We start from the raw sequence: 15174 nt of genomic DNA on the forward strand, positions 1-15174 counted from the left end.
GATGCTGGCCTATATCGTTCGCCGCCTGTTGCTGATCATCCCGACCCTGCTGGGCATCCTGCTGATCAACTTCGTGATCATCCAGGCCGCCCCGGGCGGGCCGGTGGAGCAGATGATCGCCAAGCTCGAAGGCTTCGACGGCGCCACCAGCCGCATCGCCGGCGGTGGCGCCGAGGTCTCGGTGGCCGGATCCAGCTACCGTGGCGCCCAGGGCCTGGACCCGGCGCTGATCAAGGAAATCGAGCACATGTACGGCTTCGACAAGTCGGCGCCGGAACGCCTGTGGATCATGATCAAGAACTACGCCACCCTGGACTTCGGCGACAGTTTCTTCCGCGATGCCAAGGTGGTGGACCTGATCAAGGAAAAGATGCCGGTCTCGATCTCCCTCGGGTTGTGGAGCACCCTGATCATGTACCTGGTGTCGATCCCCCTGGGGATCGCCAAGGCCACCCGCCACGGTAGCCACTTCGACGTCTGGACCAGCTCGGCGATCATCATCGGCTACGCGATTCCGGCATTCCTGTTCGCCATCCTGCTGATCGTGGTGTTCGCCGGTGGCAGCTACCTCAACTGGTTTCCCCTGCGCGGCCTGACCTCCAGCGACTTCGAGCAACTGAGCCTGGGGCGCCAGGTGCTCGACTACTTCTGGCACCTGGCGCTGCCGGTCACGGCCCTGGTGATCGGCCACTTCGCCACCATGACCCTGCTGACCAAGAACAGCTTCCTCGACGAGATCAACAAGCAGTACGTGATCACCGCCAAGGCCAAGGGCCTGACCCAGCGCCGGGTGCTCTATGGCCATGTGTTCCGCAACGCCATGCTGCTGGTGATCGCCGGCTTCCCGTCGGCCTTCATCGGCATCTTCTTCACCGGGTCCTTGCTGGTGGAAGTGATCTTTTCCCTGGACGGCCTGGGCCTGATGAGCTTCGAGGCCGCGATCAACCGCGACTACCCGGTGGTGTTCGGCACGCTGTTCATCTTCACCCTGCTGGGCCTGGTGGTGAAACTGATCGGCGACCTGACCTACACCCTGGTCGACCCACGCATCGACTTCGACAGCCGGGAGCATTGAGATGAACCTGTCCCCCCTCAATCGCCGGCGCTTCGAGCGCTTCAAGGCCAACAAGCGCGGCTGGTGGTCGCTGTGGCTGTTCCTGGTGCTGTTCGTCCTGAGCCTGGGCGCCGAGTTGATCGCCAACGACAAGCCCCTGGTGGTGCATTACGACGGCGGCTGGTATTTCCCGGCGCTCAAGCGCTACCCGGAAACCACCTTCGGCGGCGAATTCCCCCTGGAAGCCAACTACAAGAGCCCGTACATCCGCGAACTGCTGGCGCAGAAGGATGCCTGGGTGCTCTGGGCGCCGATTCCCTTCAGCTACCAGAGCATCAACTACGACCTGCGGGTGCCAGCCCCGGCGCCGCCCTCCAGCGACAACCTGCTGGGCACCGACGACCAGGGCCGCGACGTCCTGGCGCGGATCATCTACGGCTTCCGGGTGTCGGTGCTGTTCGCCCTGACCCTGACCATCCTCAGTTCGATCATCGGCGTCACCGCCGGCGCCCTCCAGGGTTTCTACGGTGGCTGGGTGGACCTGGCCGGCCAGCGCTTCCTGGAGATGTGGTCCGGGCTGCCGGTGCTTTACCTGCTGATCATCCTCGCCAGCTTCGTGCAGCCCAACTTCTGGTGGCTGCTGGGCATCATGCTGCTGTTTTCCTGGATGAGCCTGGTGGACGTGGTGCGCGCCGAATTCCTGCGCGGGCGCAACCTGGAATACGTGCGCGCGGCCCGGGCCCTGGGGATGCAGAACGGCGCCATCATGTTCCGTCACATCCTGCCCAACGCCATGGTCTCGACCATGACCTTCATGCCGTTCATCCTCACCGGCGCCATCGGCACCCTCACCGCCCTGGACTTCCTCGGCTTCGGCCTGCCTCCCGGCGCACCATCCCTGGGCGAGCTGGTGGCCCAGGGCAAGTCCAACCTGCAGGCGCCCTGGCTGGGCATGAGCGCCTTCGCCGTGCTGGCCCTGATGCTCAGCCTGCTGGTGTTCATCGGTGAATCCGCCCGCGATGCCTTCGACCCGAGGAAATGACATGACCCAGGACAACCTGATCGAAGTCCGCGACCTGGCGGTGGAATTCGTCGCCGGCCAACAGCGCCAGCGCGTGGTCGAAGGCCTCAGTTTCGACATCAAGCGCGGCGAGACCCTGGCCCTGGTGGGCGAAAGCGGGTCGGGCAAGTCGGTCACCGCCCACTCCATCCTGCGCCTGTTGCCCTACCCGCTGGCCCAGCACCCGTCGGGCAGCATCAACTATGCCGGGCACGATTTGCTGACCCTGAAGGAAAAGAGCATCCGGCACATTCGTGGCAACCGCATCGCCATGATCTTCCAGGAGCCCATGACCTCGCTGAACCCGCTGCACACCATCGAAAAGCAGATCAACGAGGTGCTGGCGATCCACAAGGGCCTGACCGGCAAGGTCGCCACCCGGCGCACCCTGGAACTGCTGGAGCTGGTGGGCATCCCCGAGCCGCGCAAGCGCCTCAAGGCCCTGCCCCACGAGCTGTCCGGCGGCCAGCGCCAACGGGTGATGATCGCCATGGCCCTGGCCTGCGAGCCGGAACTGCTGATCGCCGACGAACCGACCACGGCGCTCGACGTCACCGTGCAGTTGAAGATCCTGCAGTTGCTCAAGGAACTGCAGACGCGCCTGGGCATGGCCCTGCTGCTGATCAGCCACGACCTCAACCTGGTGCGGCGCATCGCCCATCGGGTCTGCGTCATGCAGAAGGGCCGCATCGTCGAGCAGGCGCCCTGCGAAGAGCTGTTCCGGGCCCCGCAGCATCCCTATACCCGGGAACTGCTGGCCGCCGAGCCCAGTGGCCTGCCAGTCGCCAGCCAGGTCGGCGCGCCACTGCTGGAAGTGAATGACCTCAAGGTCTGGTTCCCGATCAAGAAGGGCCTGCTGCGCCGCACCGTGGATCACCTCAAGGCGGTGGACGGCATCCATTTCAGCCTGCCCCAGGGCCAGACCCTGGGCATCGTCGGCGAGAGCGGCTCGGGCAAGTCGACCCTGGGCCTGGCGATCCTGCGGCTGATCGCCAGCCAGGGCCTGATCCGCTTCGAAGGCCGGCAGCTGGACTGCCTGTCCCAGCAACAGGTACGACCGCTACGGCGAGAAATGCAGGTGGTGTTCCAGGACCCCTTCGGCAGCCTCAGCCCACGCATGAGCGTAAGCCAGATCGTTGGCGAGGGCTTGCGCATCCATGGGATCGGCACCCTGCAGGAACAAGAACAGGCGATCATCGCGGCGCTCGAGGAAGTGGGCCTGGACCCGCAGACCCGCCACCGCTACCCCCACGAGTTTTCCGGCGGCCAACGCCAGCGCATCGCCATCGCCCGGGCCCTGGTGCTCAAGCCCCGGCTGATCCTGCTGGACGAACCGACCTCGGCCCTGGACCGCACCGTCCAGCGCCAGGTGGTGGAGCTGCTGCGCAGGCTGCAAGGCAAGTACAACCTGACCTACCTGTTCATCAGCCACGACCTAGCGGTGGTCAAGGCCCTGAGCCACCAACTGATGGTGATCAAGCACGGCCAGGTGGTGGAACAAGGCGACGCCCGGCAGATCTTCGACGCGCCGCAACACCCTTATACCCGGCAATTGCTGGAAGCCGCGTTCCTGGTACCGGCAAACGCCGGATAACCCCTGACAGGAGACCGGTGACGAGGCCCTGCCTCATCACCGGAGATGCCAAATCCATGCATGACAAACAATGGACCATGATGGCCCTGGGCGGTCTTTTCGCAATGAGCGTCCAGGCCCAACCGATGACTTTCCAGCCGGACAAGCACAGCACCGTCACGCTTGCCCTGCATGGCCAGCAGGTCAACCTGGAAGTACAACGCAACGGTCACACCCAATCCAGAGAACTGCGGGTGCAGGCCGAAAAGCCACTGCACATCGAGCTCGACGATTTCAACTTCGATGGGGCCGGCGACTTCGCCATCTGGCATGTCGATGATGGGATGGGTACTTACACGATCCACCGGGTGTTCATCTACGACCCGACGCAGGGCGAGTTCGTCGAGCGATTTCCCGCCTGCGCTGATGAATTCCTCAATCTCAAGGTCAACAAGCCCGGGAAATTCCTGGTCAGTACCTACTATCAGGGCAACATCCCAAGACGCTGCCTGACGCGACTCAAACCAGGCTCCGGGGCCTGAGCCACTGCCTGCCGATCAGTCTCGATGCTGGCGCTTGCTGGCCTGCTTTTGCAGGTACATGGCCTTGTCGGCATCGGCCAGCAGCGCCTCCACGTCCGGATGGCGCTCGGCGTTGTATTCGATCTGGCCAACGCTGAAGCGAATGTCGTAGCCGCGCTTCAACGTGGCGTTGCGTTCATCGAGGATCTCGCGCAATCGGGCCATGATGTTCGAGGTTTCCACATGATCGGCGGCGGTCAACAACGCCACGAACTCATCGCCGCCCAAGCGGCCGATCACATCGCTCTCACGAAAGGCGATGCGCAGCACATCGGCGAAGGTCTTCAATGCCCCGTCGCCCTCGGCATGGCCATAGGTGTCGTTGATCTGCTTGAAATCATTGAGATCGAAGAACAGCAGCGTCGCCGGTTTCTCCAGGCGCCTGCAGACGCCCAGCGCGTGCCGGGCCAGGGCCTCGAAACCACGGCGGTTGGACAGCAGGGTCAGCTCATCCATGCTGGCCATCTGCACGGCCGCCAGTTCCTGCTCGGCCATGCGCGCCAGGTCCCGCAGCAGCGCCCGTTCCTCGTCGTCCAGGTCCCGGGGCTTGACGTCGATCAGGCACAAGGTGCCCAGCTTGCTGCCGTTGGCCACCGTCAGCGGGCAACCGGCGTAGAAGCGGATCCCGGGGTCGCCCACCACCAGCGGATTGTCATGGAAACGCATGTCCTGTTCGGCATCGCAGACCGTGAGGATCTGGTCGCCAAGGATCGCGTGCCCGCAAAACGAGATATCCCGCGCCGTCTCGCTGGCCTCCAGGCCCATGCAGGACTTGAACCACTGGCGATCGCCATCCACCAGGCTGACCAGGGCGATAGGCACGTTGAACAGGCGCTTGGCCAGGCGGGTCAGGCGGTCGAACCGTTCCTCCGGCGGCGTGTCGAGGACATTGAGCGCCCGCAGGGTCTGGATTCGCAGGGCCTCATTGTTCGGTTTGCTTGGGTACAACATAGCTGACTCCATTCGCGGCTAAGACGGCAAGCGTAGTCCAAAATGGCCAGTGCCTGGGCCAGAGCTGTCGCCAGGCGATAACGCGCCCGCTCACGTACCGCGGGCCGCCATGGCATCCTGCGCCCGCTGCTTGACGAACTCGGGGAGCTGCCGGGCGGGCAGCGACTTGCTGTAGTACCACCCCTGGATCACCAACTCCGAGCTTGAATGCAGGAAATCCAGCTGCTCGCCTGTCTCCACGCCATCCACCACCACCTTGAGATCCAGGGTCTCGCAAAAACGCAGCAGGCCATTGAGTACCAGTGCACCCTTGGGCTCGCATTGGGCAAGAACGAAGCTGCGGTCGATCTTGATCCCATCCACCGCAAACTGGTGCAAATAGCTCAAGGCGGAAAAACCGGTACCGAAATCATCGATGTAGACCCGTGCCCCCAGCGCATGCAGTTGCCCGATCCAGCGCTGGGTCAACAGCGCATCGCCCACCAGGGCATCCTCGGTGATTTCCACCGACACCTGGCCACCGGCTCGGGCAAGGATCTCCAGCAGGCGCCGACCATGCTCCGCCGACGCCAGGGTGGCACTGGAGATATTGATCGTGATCGGCAGCTCGAAGCCCTCGCGACGCCAGGCCTGATGCTGGCGTACCGCCTGGGAAGCGACCCAGAAATCCACCTCGGGCATCAACCTGGCCTGCCCCAGCCACTGCAGCAACTCCCAGGGCGAGCGCACCTGGCCATCGCGGTCCCGAGCGCGGATCAACGCCTCGCACCCGGTGCAACGGCCACTGTCCTTGTCCACCTGCGGCTGGTACTCCAGGTGAAAGTCGTATTCGCTCAACTGCTGGATTCGCGCCAATTGCAAGGACTGCTGGGCCGCTTGCCGATAGGAGGTCACCATCGGGTCCAGTTCGAACAGGCGGCCCCGCTCTTCCAGGCCATGAAAGGTGGTGTCGAAGGTCTTCAGGTAGACCTGCTCGGCGCCTTCGCCCTGGTACTGGATACTGCGGATATAGGGAATGTAGATCAGCGTACCGATCCCCAGCAGCACCAGTTGCAACAACACCGCGCCCCAATCGCCCTGGGTACTGAGGTAGGCATTGAGCAGTACCGGCGAGGTGAAGGGCACCTCCACCAGTGCCGGGCGCACCCACCCCTGCTGGACCACCAGCAACGCCAGGCTGACGTTGACCATGGGCACCAGCATGAATGGCATCAGCAATCTCGGGTTGAGGATGATCGGCAGGCCGAACAACAGCAGCTCGTTGATGTTGAACAGCGACAACCCCAGGCTGGCCAGGGCCAACAGGCGCATCGAGCGATTGCGAGAAAAACCCAGGATCGCCAGGATCAGCGCCAAGGAACCGCCAGAGCCACCGATGAAGGCGAAACAGCCCAGCAAGCCGCTGTTGAGGGCATAGCGCACAGGACGCCCAACCGCCTGGTCCAGGGCATTGAGCGACACCGCCTGATCCATCACGTCCATGAATGGCTGCATGGCGTGACTGCCATGGATCCCGAAGAACCACAGCAGCGAATTGCTGGCCGTCAGCAACATCCCACCCAGGTAGGGACTGCCCAGCTCGTCGAGGTCCAGCGGCCGCTGGATATAGGCAAACTCCTGGATCTGCAGCAACAGTTGCAGCACCAGTACCAGCAACAGCGAAGTGACGATCCCCGGCAGCACCATATTGATGGTGCTCTGCAGGTTGTAGCCCACCAGGTCCTCGGCGATCAGTCGGGTCCAGCGCCGACGGTGCAGCCAGCCGATGATCGGAACATTGGCCAGTGGCGAGGCGATGGCGATGAACAGCACGAACGTCGCCGCCGCCAGCGGGTAATCGCGCAACACGTAGGTGGCGATCACCACATGGGACAGGCAGAGAAAGGCCACGGGAAGCTGCGGCAGACGATGCTGGATCGCCAGCATGTAGCCGATGGAAGCCGCGACCAGCAAGGGAATGATCGAGCTGATGCGATCGTGTAGCCCCGTCAGCAGTTCCACCACCGCCCCCGGAGCTCCGAGGGCCTCTACACACTGGGCGAGTATCAGCAGCACCGCCGAAACCAGCAGGCACGGCAGTAGCCAGAGCAGGCCCTCGCGGATCGAACGCAAAGCCTCGGCCCCTGCCAGGAGCGCCAGGCGATGGGTGAAAAACAGCTTGAGTCGCGGCAGGCGCATCAGCTTCCCCTCCCTTGCAGTCACTACCGACCTGCTACCGGCAGGCATTTCAGGTAGCGCTTCACCCCCGCACGGCGGCGTTCTATGACCGCTCGAGGCTGATAGCGAAGATACCACTGAAGAAACCCGTGTCAGCAAGCATTCAATCGCCCGTGCCCGGCCAGGGCTTGGCTACGCTTGTTCAAGGGGCAGCAGTCGACAGAGGGGCGCCAGCATGCAGCGTATCCAGACCATCACACCCTGCCTGTGGTTCGACCACCAGGCCCAGGAGGCGGCGCAGTTCTACTGCACGGTCTTCGAGCGCTCGCACATCACTCACGTGAGTCACTACGGCAAGGCCGGCTTCGAGTTCCATGGCCGTGCCGAGGGCTCGGTGATGAGCGTGGTGTTCGAACTCGACGGCCAGGCCTTTACCGCGCTCAACGGCGGTCCGGCCTTCACCTTCAACGAGGCGGTATCGCTGCAGGTGCATTGCCGGACCCAGGCCGAACTGGACCACTACTGGAACGCCCTGGGCTTTGGCGGCCCGCCACAGGCCCAGCAATGCGGCTGGCTCAAGGACCGCTTCGGCCTGTCCTGGCAGATCGTGCCGCAGGTCCTGGCGCAGATGATGTGCGACCCCGACCCGAGCCGTTCGCAACGGGTGATGCAAGCCCTGCTGGGCATGAAAAAACTGGATATCCAGCGCCTGCAGCGCGCCTTCGATGGCAAATCCTGAGCCATCCCCTCTACAATCGCCGGCACCCTGGACAATGGACGACCCTGATGAAGAGCGCCCTGCACCCTGACATCGCCCCGCGTTTCTGGCGCGACCCGGCCCTGCCCTTCATCGAGGCCCGGTCCATCGCCGATGGACGCAAGGTCTGCTACAACCGCCATGCCCATGAGCAGTTCTCCATCGGCTGCATCACCGCGGGCCAGAGCACCTACCTCAGTGAAGGCGAACAGTGGCAGGTCGGTGCCGGCACCGTGGTGCTGATGAACCCCGGCGTGGTGCATGCCTGCAACCCCATCGACGACCAGCCCTGGTCTTATCGCATGCTCTACGTCGACACTCCCTGGCTGACCGCCTTGCAGCATGAGCTGGGCTTCGATGCGGCTTCGGGCTTTCGTCCGTTCAGTACCCCCCACAGCGACGACCCGCAATTGTTTGCCGAGCTCGAGACGCTGTACCAGGTCCTGGTGGACGAACGCGGCGATACCCTGCACAAGCACCGCTGTGCGGTGGCATTCTTCAGCGACCTGCACCAGCGCCTGAACCCGGTCGACAGCCGCCCCCGGGACAGCAACGAAAAGCTCGAACGGGCCGCCCGCTACATCCGCCAACACTGCACCCAGCCCTTGGCCCTGGAAGATATCTGCCAGGCCGCCGAGCTCTCGGCCTCCTACTTGACCCGCGCCTTTGGCCAGCAGTTCGGCATGCCGCCCCATGCCTACCTGGTCAACCAGCGAGTGCAGTTCGCCCAGGCCCGCCTGCGCAGCGGCGCATCGATCGCCGAGGCGGCCCTGGAGGCCGGTTTCGCCGACCAGGCGCACTTCCAGCGGGCGTTCAAGCAGCACTTGGCCGCAACCCCCGGGCAGTACCAGCAGGGCCTCAGGTAAACAGGTACGCCGCACTGAGGGCCAGCAACGCCGCCATGCTGCGGTTGAACAGGCGCATGCCCGCAGGATTGTCCAGGTAGTGGCGCAGGAAACTGCCGGCATAGGCCCAGCAGGCAATCGACAGGTAGCAGATAACGAGATACACCGCGGCGAACAGCCAGACCAGCCGCGTATCGCCGTCGGCGGCAAACGCCCCGATGCCAGCCACGCAAGCCAGCCAGGCCTTGGGATTGAGCCACTGCATCAGGGCGCCGTACCAGGCCGAAGGTGCGCGGACCTGACCGTCGGCAGCCACTCGACCATCATCCCGCACCAGCTTCCAGGCCATGTACAGCAGGAACGCCACGCCAAACAGGCGGATGCCCTGGGTCAGCACCGGCCACTGGCGCAACAGTTCGTTCAACCCCAGGCCCGTCAGTACCAGCAGCAAGGTAAAGCCCAAGGTCGCGCCAGCGACGTGGCTCAGGCTGGCCTTGAAACCGAAACGGGCCCCGCTGCCCAGGGCCAGGATATTCACCGGCCCCGGGGTAATGGATGCGGCCAGGGCAAAGGCCGCCATGGAAAACACTACGCTCATCTCTCGCCTCTCTTGTCCGGATCGAATCGACCGCCGACAGGTTACGAAGCGAGCAACATCACGTATTGAAGAAAACAACCCTGCAATCGTCGTTCAGCTATTGAAACGCGTGACCAGGGCATTGAGCTCATGGGCCGTGGACTCAAGGTCGCCGCCGATGCTGCAGGAGTGCACGGCGATATCCGCGTTCTGGTCCGAGACCCGGGCGATATTGGTGATCTGCCCGGAAATCTCCTCGGCCACATGGGCCTGCTGCTCGGAAGCGGCGGCCATCTGCTGGCTCATCTGCTGGATGCGCTCCATCGCCGTATTGATGCCATCCAGGGCCTGCTCGGTACTGATGACCTGGGCCACCCCGGACCGCGCCTCGACGCTGCCCTGGCGCGCCACTTCCACCGCCTGGCTGGCCACCTCCTGCAAGGTGGCGATGATCTGCTGGATGCTCTGGGTCGACTCCCGGGTCTTGGACGCCAAGGCCCGCACCTCGTCGGCCACCACCGCGAAGCCGCGGCCCTGCTCGCCGGCGCGCGCGGCCTCGATGGCGGCGTTGAGCGCCAAGAGGTTGGTCTGCTCGGCAATGGAATGAATCATGTTCGCCGCCAGCTGGATCGACTGGGTTTCATTGGCCAAGCCCTGGACCGACTGGCTGACCGTGTCCACGGTAGCGGCCAGTTTCTCGATCATGACCCGGGTCCGCCGGGCTTCCTCGGAACCGACATGGGTCAGCTCGTTGACCCGGTCGGCCGCCGAGGCGGTGTCCTGCACATGCACCGAGACCTGGGCGATGGACGCCGCCATCTGGTTCATCGCCGTGGCCGCCATGTCCGCCTCGTCACGCTGCTTGCCCAGGGCCGACTCCGCCTGGCGCGACAGGTTCTGGCTGGTGGAAGCCAGCTCCGCGGCCTGGTTGGCATAGTCCCCGAGGCGGCTCAGGGCGGTACGGATCTTCGCCGCCTCGCTGATCAGGATCATCTGCAGGCGCGCTACCGGCCCACGCTCGTCGGTATAGGTGCGGGCAATCAGTTCGCTATCGAAGCTGCCCAGGGACACCGCGCTGATGCGCGCCAACAGCCGCCGGGTGCGATAGGCGCCATGGGCCTGCACGGCGAACAGCCCGGCCACGGCGCAAGCCAATCCGGCCCAGGGTCCACCCAGCCAGCTGGCCAGGGCAATGGCGGCCAGGGCGAGCAGCGGCGGTAGCAGGATCTCGCCAGCCACCAGCAGCCGCTGGCTCCAGGGCATGGCCATGTCGGCGCCACGCATGCGCTGGTAGAGGGCTGCGGCCCGCTCGACCTGCTCGCGCTCGGGCTTGACCCGCACCGACTCGTAGCCGGTGATCACCCCCGCGCTGAAAATCGGCGTGACATAGGCATTGACCCAATAGTGGTCGCCGTTCTGGCAGCGGTTCTTGACGATGCCCATCCAGCTCTTGCCGTCCTTGAGGTAGGACCACATGTGGGCGAACACCGCCGGCGGCATGTCCGGGTGGCGCACGATGTTGTGCGGGCTGCCGATCAGTTGTTCGCGGGTGAAACCGCTGACCTCGACGAACTCGTCGTTGCAGTAGGTCAGCTTGCCGTGGGAGTCGGTGGCGGAGATGAGCCGCTGCTCGGCGGGGAACACCCGCTCGCGCTGGGTCACTGGGAGATTGTTCTTCACCTTGAAAAAACCTCGCAGGAAGTCTGTTGATTGCCCGTCATGATCGAACCGCAACTGCGCATCCTGCGATGACTCGAAGACTGCTCCTGCCCCCGGCAGGACTTCCCCGGCAGTCGGCGCCGGTGGAGTCGAGTGTAGATAGCGGCTTGGTGAGCGCTATCGAATACGCGGTGGAGGCAGGAACGATCCGGCAACAATCTGCAAAATCCTTGACGTGGATCAATACATAGCCTGGCAACTGAAAACCTTTCTGAGAAAGCTTCGTGATGGTGTAGCACAAGCCTGGTCCCGGGACCCTGCGTCGCACCCGGGGAGGATTGACAAAACGCCGGACGGTTATTGAAACTGGGCGCCTTGTTTGCGAGCCGGCCACCACCATGCCCCACGCCACCTTCCACGCTCCGCGCGCCATTGGCCAAGTTGCCAAGGCCCCGGCGTGGATGGCCTGCAGCCGCAAATCGAAGAAACAGCCGCTCATGTGACCGGGGCGCTGTGTCCCGTCAGATGAGCTGACAGGACCTCGCCACGGAACACCCCCTTGCCGACCGCCCCTCTACTCTTCTGACGACGACCCGACGGTCAAGCATCAGGAGAATATGCATGTCATCGTTTCAAGGTATCTGGGTCCCCATCGTCACGCCCTTTCGCCACGGCGCCATCGATTTCGCCGCCCTGCGCCGCCTCGCCGCCCACCTGCTGGAGAGCGGCGTGGCCGGACTGGTAGCCTGCGGCACCACCGGTGAAGCCGCCGCCCTGGACAAGGCCGAACAACTGGCGGTGCTCGACGCCCTGCTGGAACTGGCGCCTGCCGGGAAAGTGCTCATGGGGCTGGCGGGCAACAACCTGCCGGCCCTGCTGGACCTGCAACAACGCATCCTGGAACGTCCGGTGGCCGGCCTCCTGGTGCCGGCGCCCTACTACATCCGCCCCTCCCAGGCCGCCCTGGAAAGCTTCTTCGGCTGCGTGGCCGATGCATCCAGCGTGCCGCTGATCATCTACGACATCCCGTATCGCACCGGCGTGGCCCTGAACCAGCAGACGTTGCTGGCGATCATCCGCCACCCGCAGGTCGCGGCGGTCAAGGACTGTGGCGGCAACCTGGACAAGACCCTGGCCGTGCTGGCCAGCGGTGAAGCGCAGGTGCTGTGCGGCGAAGACCTGCAACTGTTCAACGCGCTCTGCCTGGGCGCCAGTGGCGCGATCGCCGCCTCGGCGCATATCCGCCCGGACTTGTTCGTGCAGTTGCAACGCCAGGTGGTGGACCAGCAGCTGGACGCCGCCCGCGCCACCTTCATGCGCCTGGCGCCGTTGATCCAGGGCTTGTTCAGCGAGCCCAATCCGGCGCCGGTCAAGGCCTTGCTGGCCCATCAGGGATTGCTCGAAGCACAGTTGCGGGCACCGATGGAGGATTGCAGCGCAGCAACCGCCGGGCACCTGCAGCGCCTGCTGGCCGCCTTGTAGCCCGCAAACCGGCTCCAGCCCTCGCGGCAGGAGCCGGCAGGCCGTTCAGCGCACCGGAGGAACGCGGATCTGCCCGGAGCGGCACTGGGTCTTCACGCCCTTGCCGCAGTCGGCGAACTCCAGGTCCTTGCCCAGGCACACCCGCACTTCAGACAGCTCCGGCCCGCTGCACAGGACCGCCACGCCATTTTCAGTGATGCCCGGGTTGCTCTGGCGCAACTGCTGGGCGATTTCCGCCGCCTCGTAGTAGCGCACGCTGGTGGAGGGTTGCAGGGTCTCGGGAATCTTCACCTTGCCCAGGGCCTGGTCGGCCTTATCCAGGTAACCCATGGCACCCAGGCCACTGCAGGTACCGTGCTTGCTCCACTCATGCTTGAGCAGCTTCTCGGTAGGGAAGAGGGTCAGGCCCTTGGCGATTTCCTCGCGGTTGAGCTGGGTCAAGGGGGGACACGATTGCGGCCAGCCGCCCCGGGCATATTGCGGCCACAGGCCATGCAGGACGAACCCGTAGCCCTTGCCCGAGCACTGCTCGTTGTCCGGATGCATCAGGCAGAAGGTCGGCGACCAGGACAGGCTCAGCAAGTAGTAGTCGAAGCTGCCGGCTACCGAATCGCGTTGCTGCTTGGGCGAACGCGCGTCGCTGACCCCCACCATCCCCAGGGTCAGCGCCAGGGCTGCCAGCAGGGTGAAAAACTTTCTCATCGTGACCTCTCCTTGAAAAACAGACGTGTCCCTGCCCGGATTGCGGGACGCTGCCGATCCAACAGGGCGGATCCTTATTGGCACGCAGGCGTTGCAGGAACATGACAGGAACGCCAAGGCGCCCCCGGATAGCCGGTCAGCGTCGGCGCGCCAAGATACCAGCGAACCCGGACGAAAGCAGGACGGCAACCCAGGGTCGAGCGCAAGATCCGCGGTTAGGGAGAGAGGTTCTTCGCGCTCGCCGATGGATCCGGCTCCTGGACGAAAACGCTGTACCGCGCGCCCTCCATGGCCTCGAAGGCGATGAGTTTCTGCACCAGGGGTTCGCTCAGCACCTTGCCGGCATTGAGCAGCAACATGCCATTGTCGGCATTCAGGTTGCGTCGCAGGATCATGCCGCCCTTCAACTCACGGGTCCCCAGGACCTTCACCGTCGGGTCATCGACCGTCACGTCGTCGAGATAGGCCGCGCACACCCGGACGAAATCCTCCACCAGGTTCGGGTCGTACAGGCGGCCGGCATATTTGCGGATGAACAACAAGGCCTCGTCGCTGTTCAAGTGGCGCTCCAGGACCAGCCCGGACTGCAGCTCAATGAAATCCACAGCCAGCTTCAGCAGTCGCGCGCCCCAGGGAATGGCTTCGCCCTTGAGATGCTGGGGAAAACCGCTGCCGTCCCAGCGCTCCTGGTGATGCAAGATCAGCCGGGCGGCATCCTGCATCGGTTCCAGGGCCATCAACAGCGTTTCACTCTGTCCCGGATAGGCCCGGTAGCGCTCTTGCTCGGAATGGCGCAGCAGGTCCGCCGGTGCGGTCAGCATGGCATCGCTCCAGCCCAGCTTGGCGATGTTGTAGAGAGCGGCGGCCATGGTCAGGTCGCGACTCGCGGCTTCGTCCAGGCCACGATCCTTGCAGCAGGCCCTGACCAGCTCGATGATCTTGCGGTTGGTCTGCTTGTCCGCCGGAAGACGCAGGTTGGCCAACAAGGAAAACACCTCGGTTGCGGTCACGTAGCTGTGCTTGAGCTCTTCGTAGGCCAGGTCCAGCATGTCCGCGGTCTGCTGCAACTCCGCGGTCCGCGCGGCCACCCGTTGCTCCAGGGTGGCGTTGTTGGCCTTCAGCTCGCGGTTCTGCTCCAGCACTCGCTGCTGCAAGCGCTTGAGTTCCCGCTCGGCCTGCTGGTACTGCAGGTTCTGGCGCAATACCAGCAACAGCTCCTGGTCGTTCCAGGGTTTGTTCAGGTACTGATGGATTTGGCCTTCGTTGACGGCCTTGACGATGGTGTCCAGGTCGGCATAGCCGGTCAGCAGGATGCGCCGGGTGGCCGGGTGGCCCTCGCGCACCTTCGCCAGGAGCGTGGCACCGTCCATGCCGGGCATGCGCGCATCGCTCATCACCAGGTCCACGGGCTGCCGCGCCAGGATATCCAGGGCCTGGGCCCCACTGTTGGCCAGCAGTACTTCATAAGGCTGGCCGCGCAACAAGCGACGCAGGCTGTTGAGAATCGGCTCTTCATCATCGACCAGGAGCACTCTTGGCCGCTCGGCCGGGATCAGGGCTGGTTGTTCTTCCATGGCTGTTCTCGAGCAAAGAGGTGGGGACGGACCGCCCCCTGTGGCCCGCCTTCGACAAGGCTAGATGATTTTTCCCCACCGGCCATGCCAACCACAGGCGAAATGACGGCGAGCTAACTATGCTCCATACGCCGAGTTCGGGTGTCCGGCGAACAGGTCCATGATGAGGGGAAAAGGATGATCCCGTTGGGTTGCGGATGTG

Annotated in this window: 13 protein-coding genes; 7 read left to right on the plus strand and 6 right to left on the minus strand. The window is 64.2% G+C overall.

The genetic code is table 11. The features are described from left to right. The first annotated feature begins 1 nt into the window (after nt 1). From H7A76_RS26370 to H7A76_RS26385, 4 genes are read left to right on the plus strand one after another with little or no spacing between them, the layout of a single operon-like run. Complete coding sequence (locus tag H7A76_RS26370; RefSeq protein ID WP_185701225.1) at nt 2-1075, plus strand: microcin C ABC transporter permease YejB; 1074 nt, start codon at nt 2-4, stop codon at nt 1073-1075. A gap of 1 nt (nt 1076) precedes the next feature. Beyond that, nucleotides 1077-2096 carry an ABC transporter permease gene (locus H7A76_RS26375; protein ID WP_022639046.1) on the plus strand — a complete coding sequence of 340 codons (1020 nt, stop codon included), beginning with the start codon at nt 1077-1079 and terminating at the stop codon, nt 2094-2096. Between the two features lies 1 nt (nt 2097). Continuing rightward, the gene (locus H7A76_RS26380; protein WP_185701226.1) at nt 2098-3708 is read left to right on the plus strand and encodes an ABC transporter ATP-binding protein; all 1611 of its coding nucleotides are present in this window, start codon (nt 2098-2100) and stop codon (nt 3706-3708) included. Between the two features lie 56 nt (nt 3709-3764). After that, nucleotides 3765-4229 (plus strand): XAC2610-related protein, encoded by a 465-nt coding sequence (locus H7A76_RS26385; protein ID WP_185701227.1) that lies wholly within the window; start codon nt 3765-3767, stop codon nt 4227-4229. Nucleotides 4230-4244: 15 nt separating this feature from the next. On the opposite strand, the gene H7A76_RS26390 is transcribed toward H7A76_RS26385, so the two are convergent. Then, nucleotides 4245-5219: a sensor domain-containing diguanylate cyclase gene (locus H7A76_RS26390; RefSeq protein ID WP_185701228.1), complete on the minus strand. Its 975-nt coding sequence runs from the start codon at nt 5217-5219 to the stop codon at nt 4245-4247. A 90-nt stretch (nt 5220-5309) separates the two neighbouring features. Beyond that, complete coding sequence (locus H7A76_RS26395) at nt 5310-7397, minus strand: EAL domain-containing protein (protein ID WP_185701229.1); 2088 nt, start codon at nt 7395-7397, stop codon at nt 5310-5312. 214 nt (nt 7398-7611) lie between these two features. Here H7A76_RS26395 and H7A76_RS26400 point away from each other — a divergent pair, with 214 nt between their 5' ends. Together H7A76_RS26400 and H7A76_RS26405 are read left to right on the plus strand one after the other, a co-directional pair. Next, nucleotides 7612-8115, plus strand: a complete 504-nt coding sequence (locus H7A76_RS26400) for a VOC family protein (RefSeq protein ID WP_185701230.1) — start codon at nt 7612-7614, stop codon at nt 8113-8115. 47 nt (nt 8116-8162) lie between these two features. Beyond that, nucleotides 8163-8999 (plus strand): AraC family transcriptional regulator, encoded by an 837-nt coding sequence (locus tag H7A76_RS26405; protein WP_185701231.1) that lies wholly within the window; start codon nt 8163-8165, stop codon nt 8997-8999. Here H7A76_RS26405 and H7A76_RS26410 read toward each other — a convergent pair. Both H7A76_RS26410 and H7A76_RS26415 read right to left on the minus strand, forming a co-directional pair. Then, complete coding sequence (locus H7A76_RS26410) at nt 8992-9576, minus strand: LysE family translocator (protein ID WP_185701232.1); 585 nt, start codon at nt 9574-9576, stop codon at nt 8992-8994. The genes H7A76_RS26405 and H7A76_RS26410 overlap by 8 nt on opposite strands. 93 nt (nt 9577-9669) lie before the next feature. Then, nucleotides 9670-11235: a PAS domain-containing methyl-accepting chemotaxis protein gene (locus H7A76_RS26415; RefSeq protein WP_185701233.1), complete on the minus strand. Its 1566-nt coding sequence runs from the start codon at nt 11233-11235 to the stop codon at nt 9670-9672. 600 nt (nt 11236-11835) lie between these two features. On the opposite strand from H7A76_RS26415, the gene dapA reads away from it, so the two are divergent. Continuing rightward, nucleotides 11836-12696, plus strand: coding sequence for a 4-hydroxy-tetrahydrodipicolinate synthase (dapA, locus tag H7A76_RS26420; RefSeq protein ID WP_185701234.1), 861 nt, complete (start codon nt 11836-11838; stop codon nt 12694-12696). A 45-nt stretch (nt 12697-12741) separates the two neighbouring features. Here the strand turns inward: dapA and H7A76_RS26425 are convergent, their stop codons facing one another. Beyond that, a complete protein-coding gene (locus H7A76_RS26425; RefSeq protein ID WP_185701235.1) occupies nt 12742-13398 on the minus strand; it encodes a ribonuclease T2 family protein in 657 nt (218 codons plus the stop codon). 215 nt (nt 13399-13613) lie between these two features. Beyond that, the gene (locus H7A76_RS26430; protein WP_185701236.1) at nt 13614-14972 is read right to left on the minus strand and encodes an HD domain-containing phosphohydrolase; all 1359 of its coding nucleotides are present in this window, start codon (nt 14970-14972) and stop codon (nt 13614-13616) included. Nucleotides 14973-15174 lie beyond the last annotated feature (202 nt).

This window comes from Pseudomonas sp. MSSRFD41 (assembly GCF_014230245.1).
Lineage (GTDB): Bacteria > Pseudomonadota > Gammaproteobacteria > Pseudomonadales > Pseudomonadaceae > Aquipseudomonas > Aquipseudomonas piscis.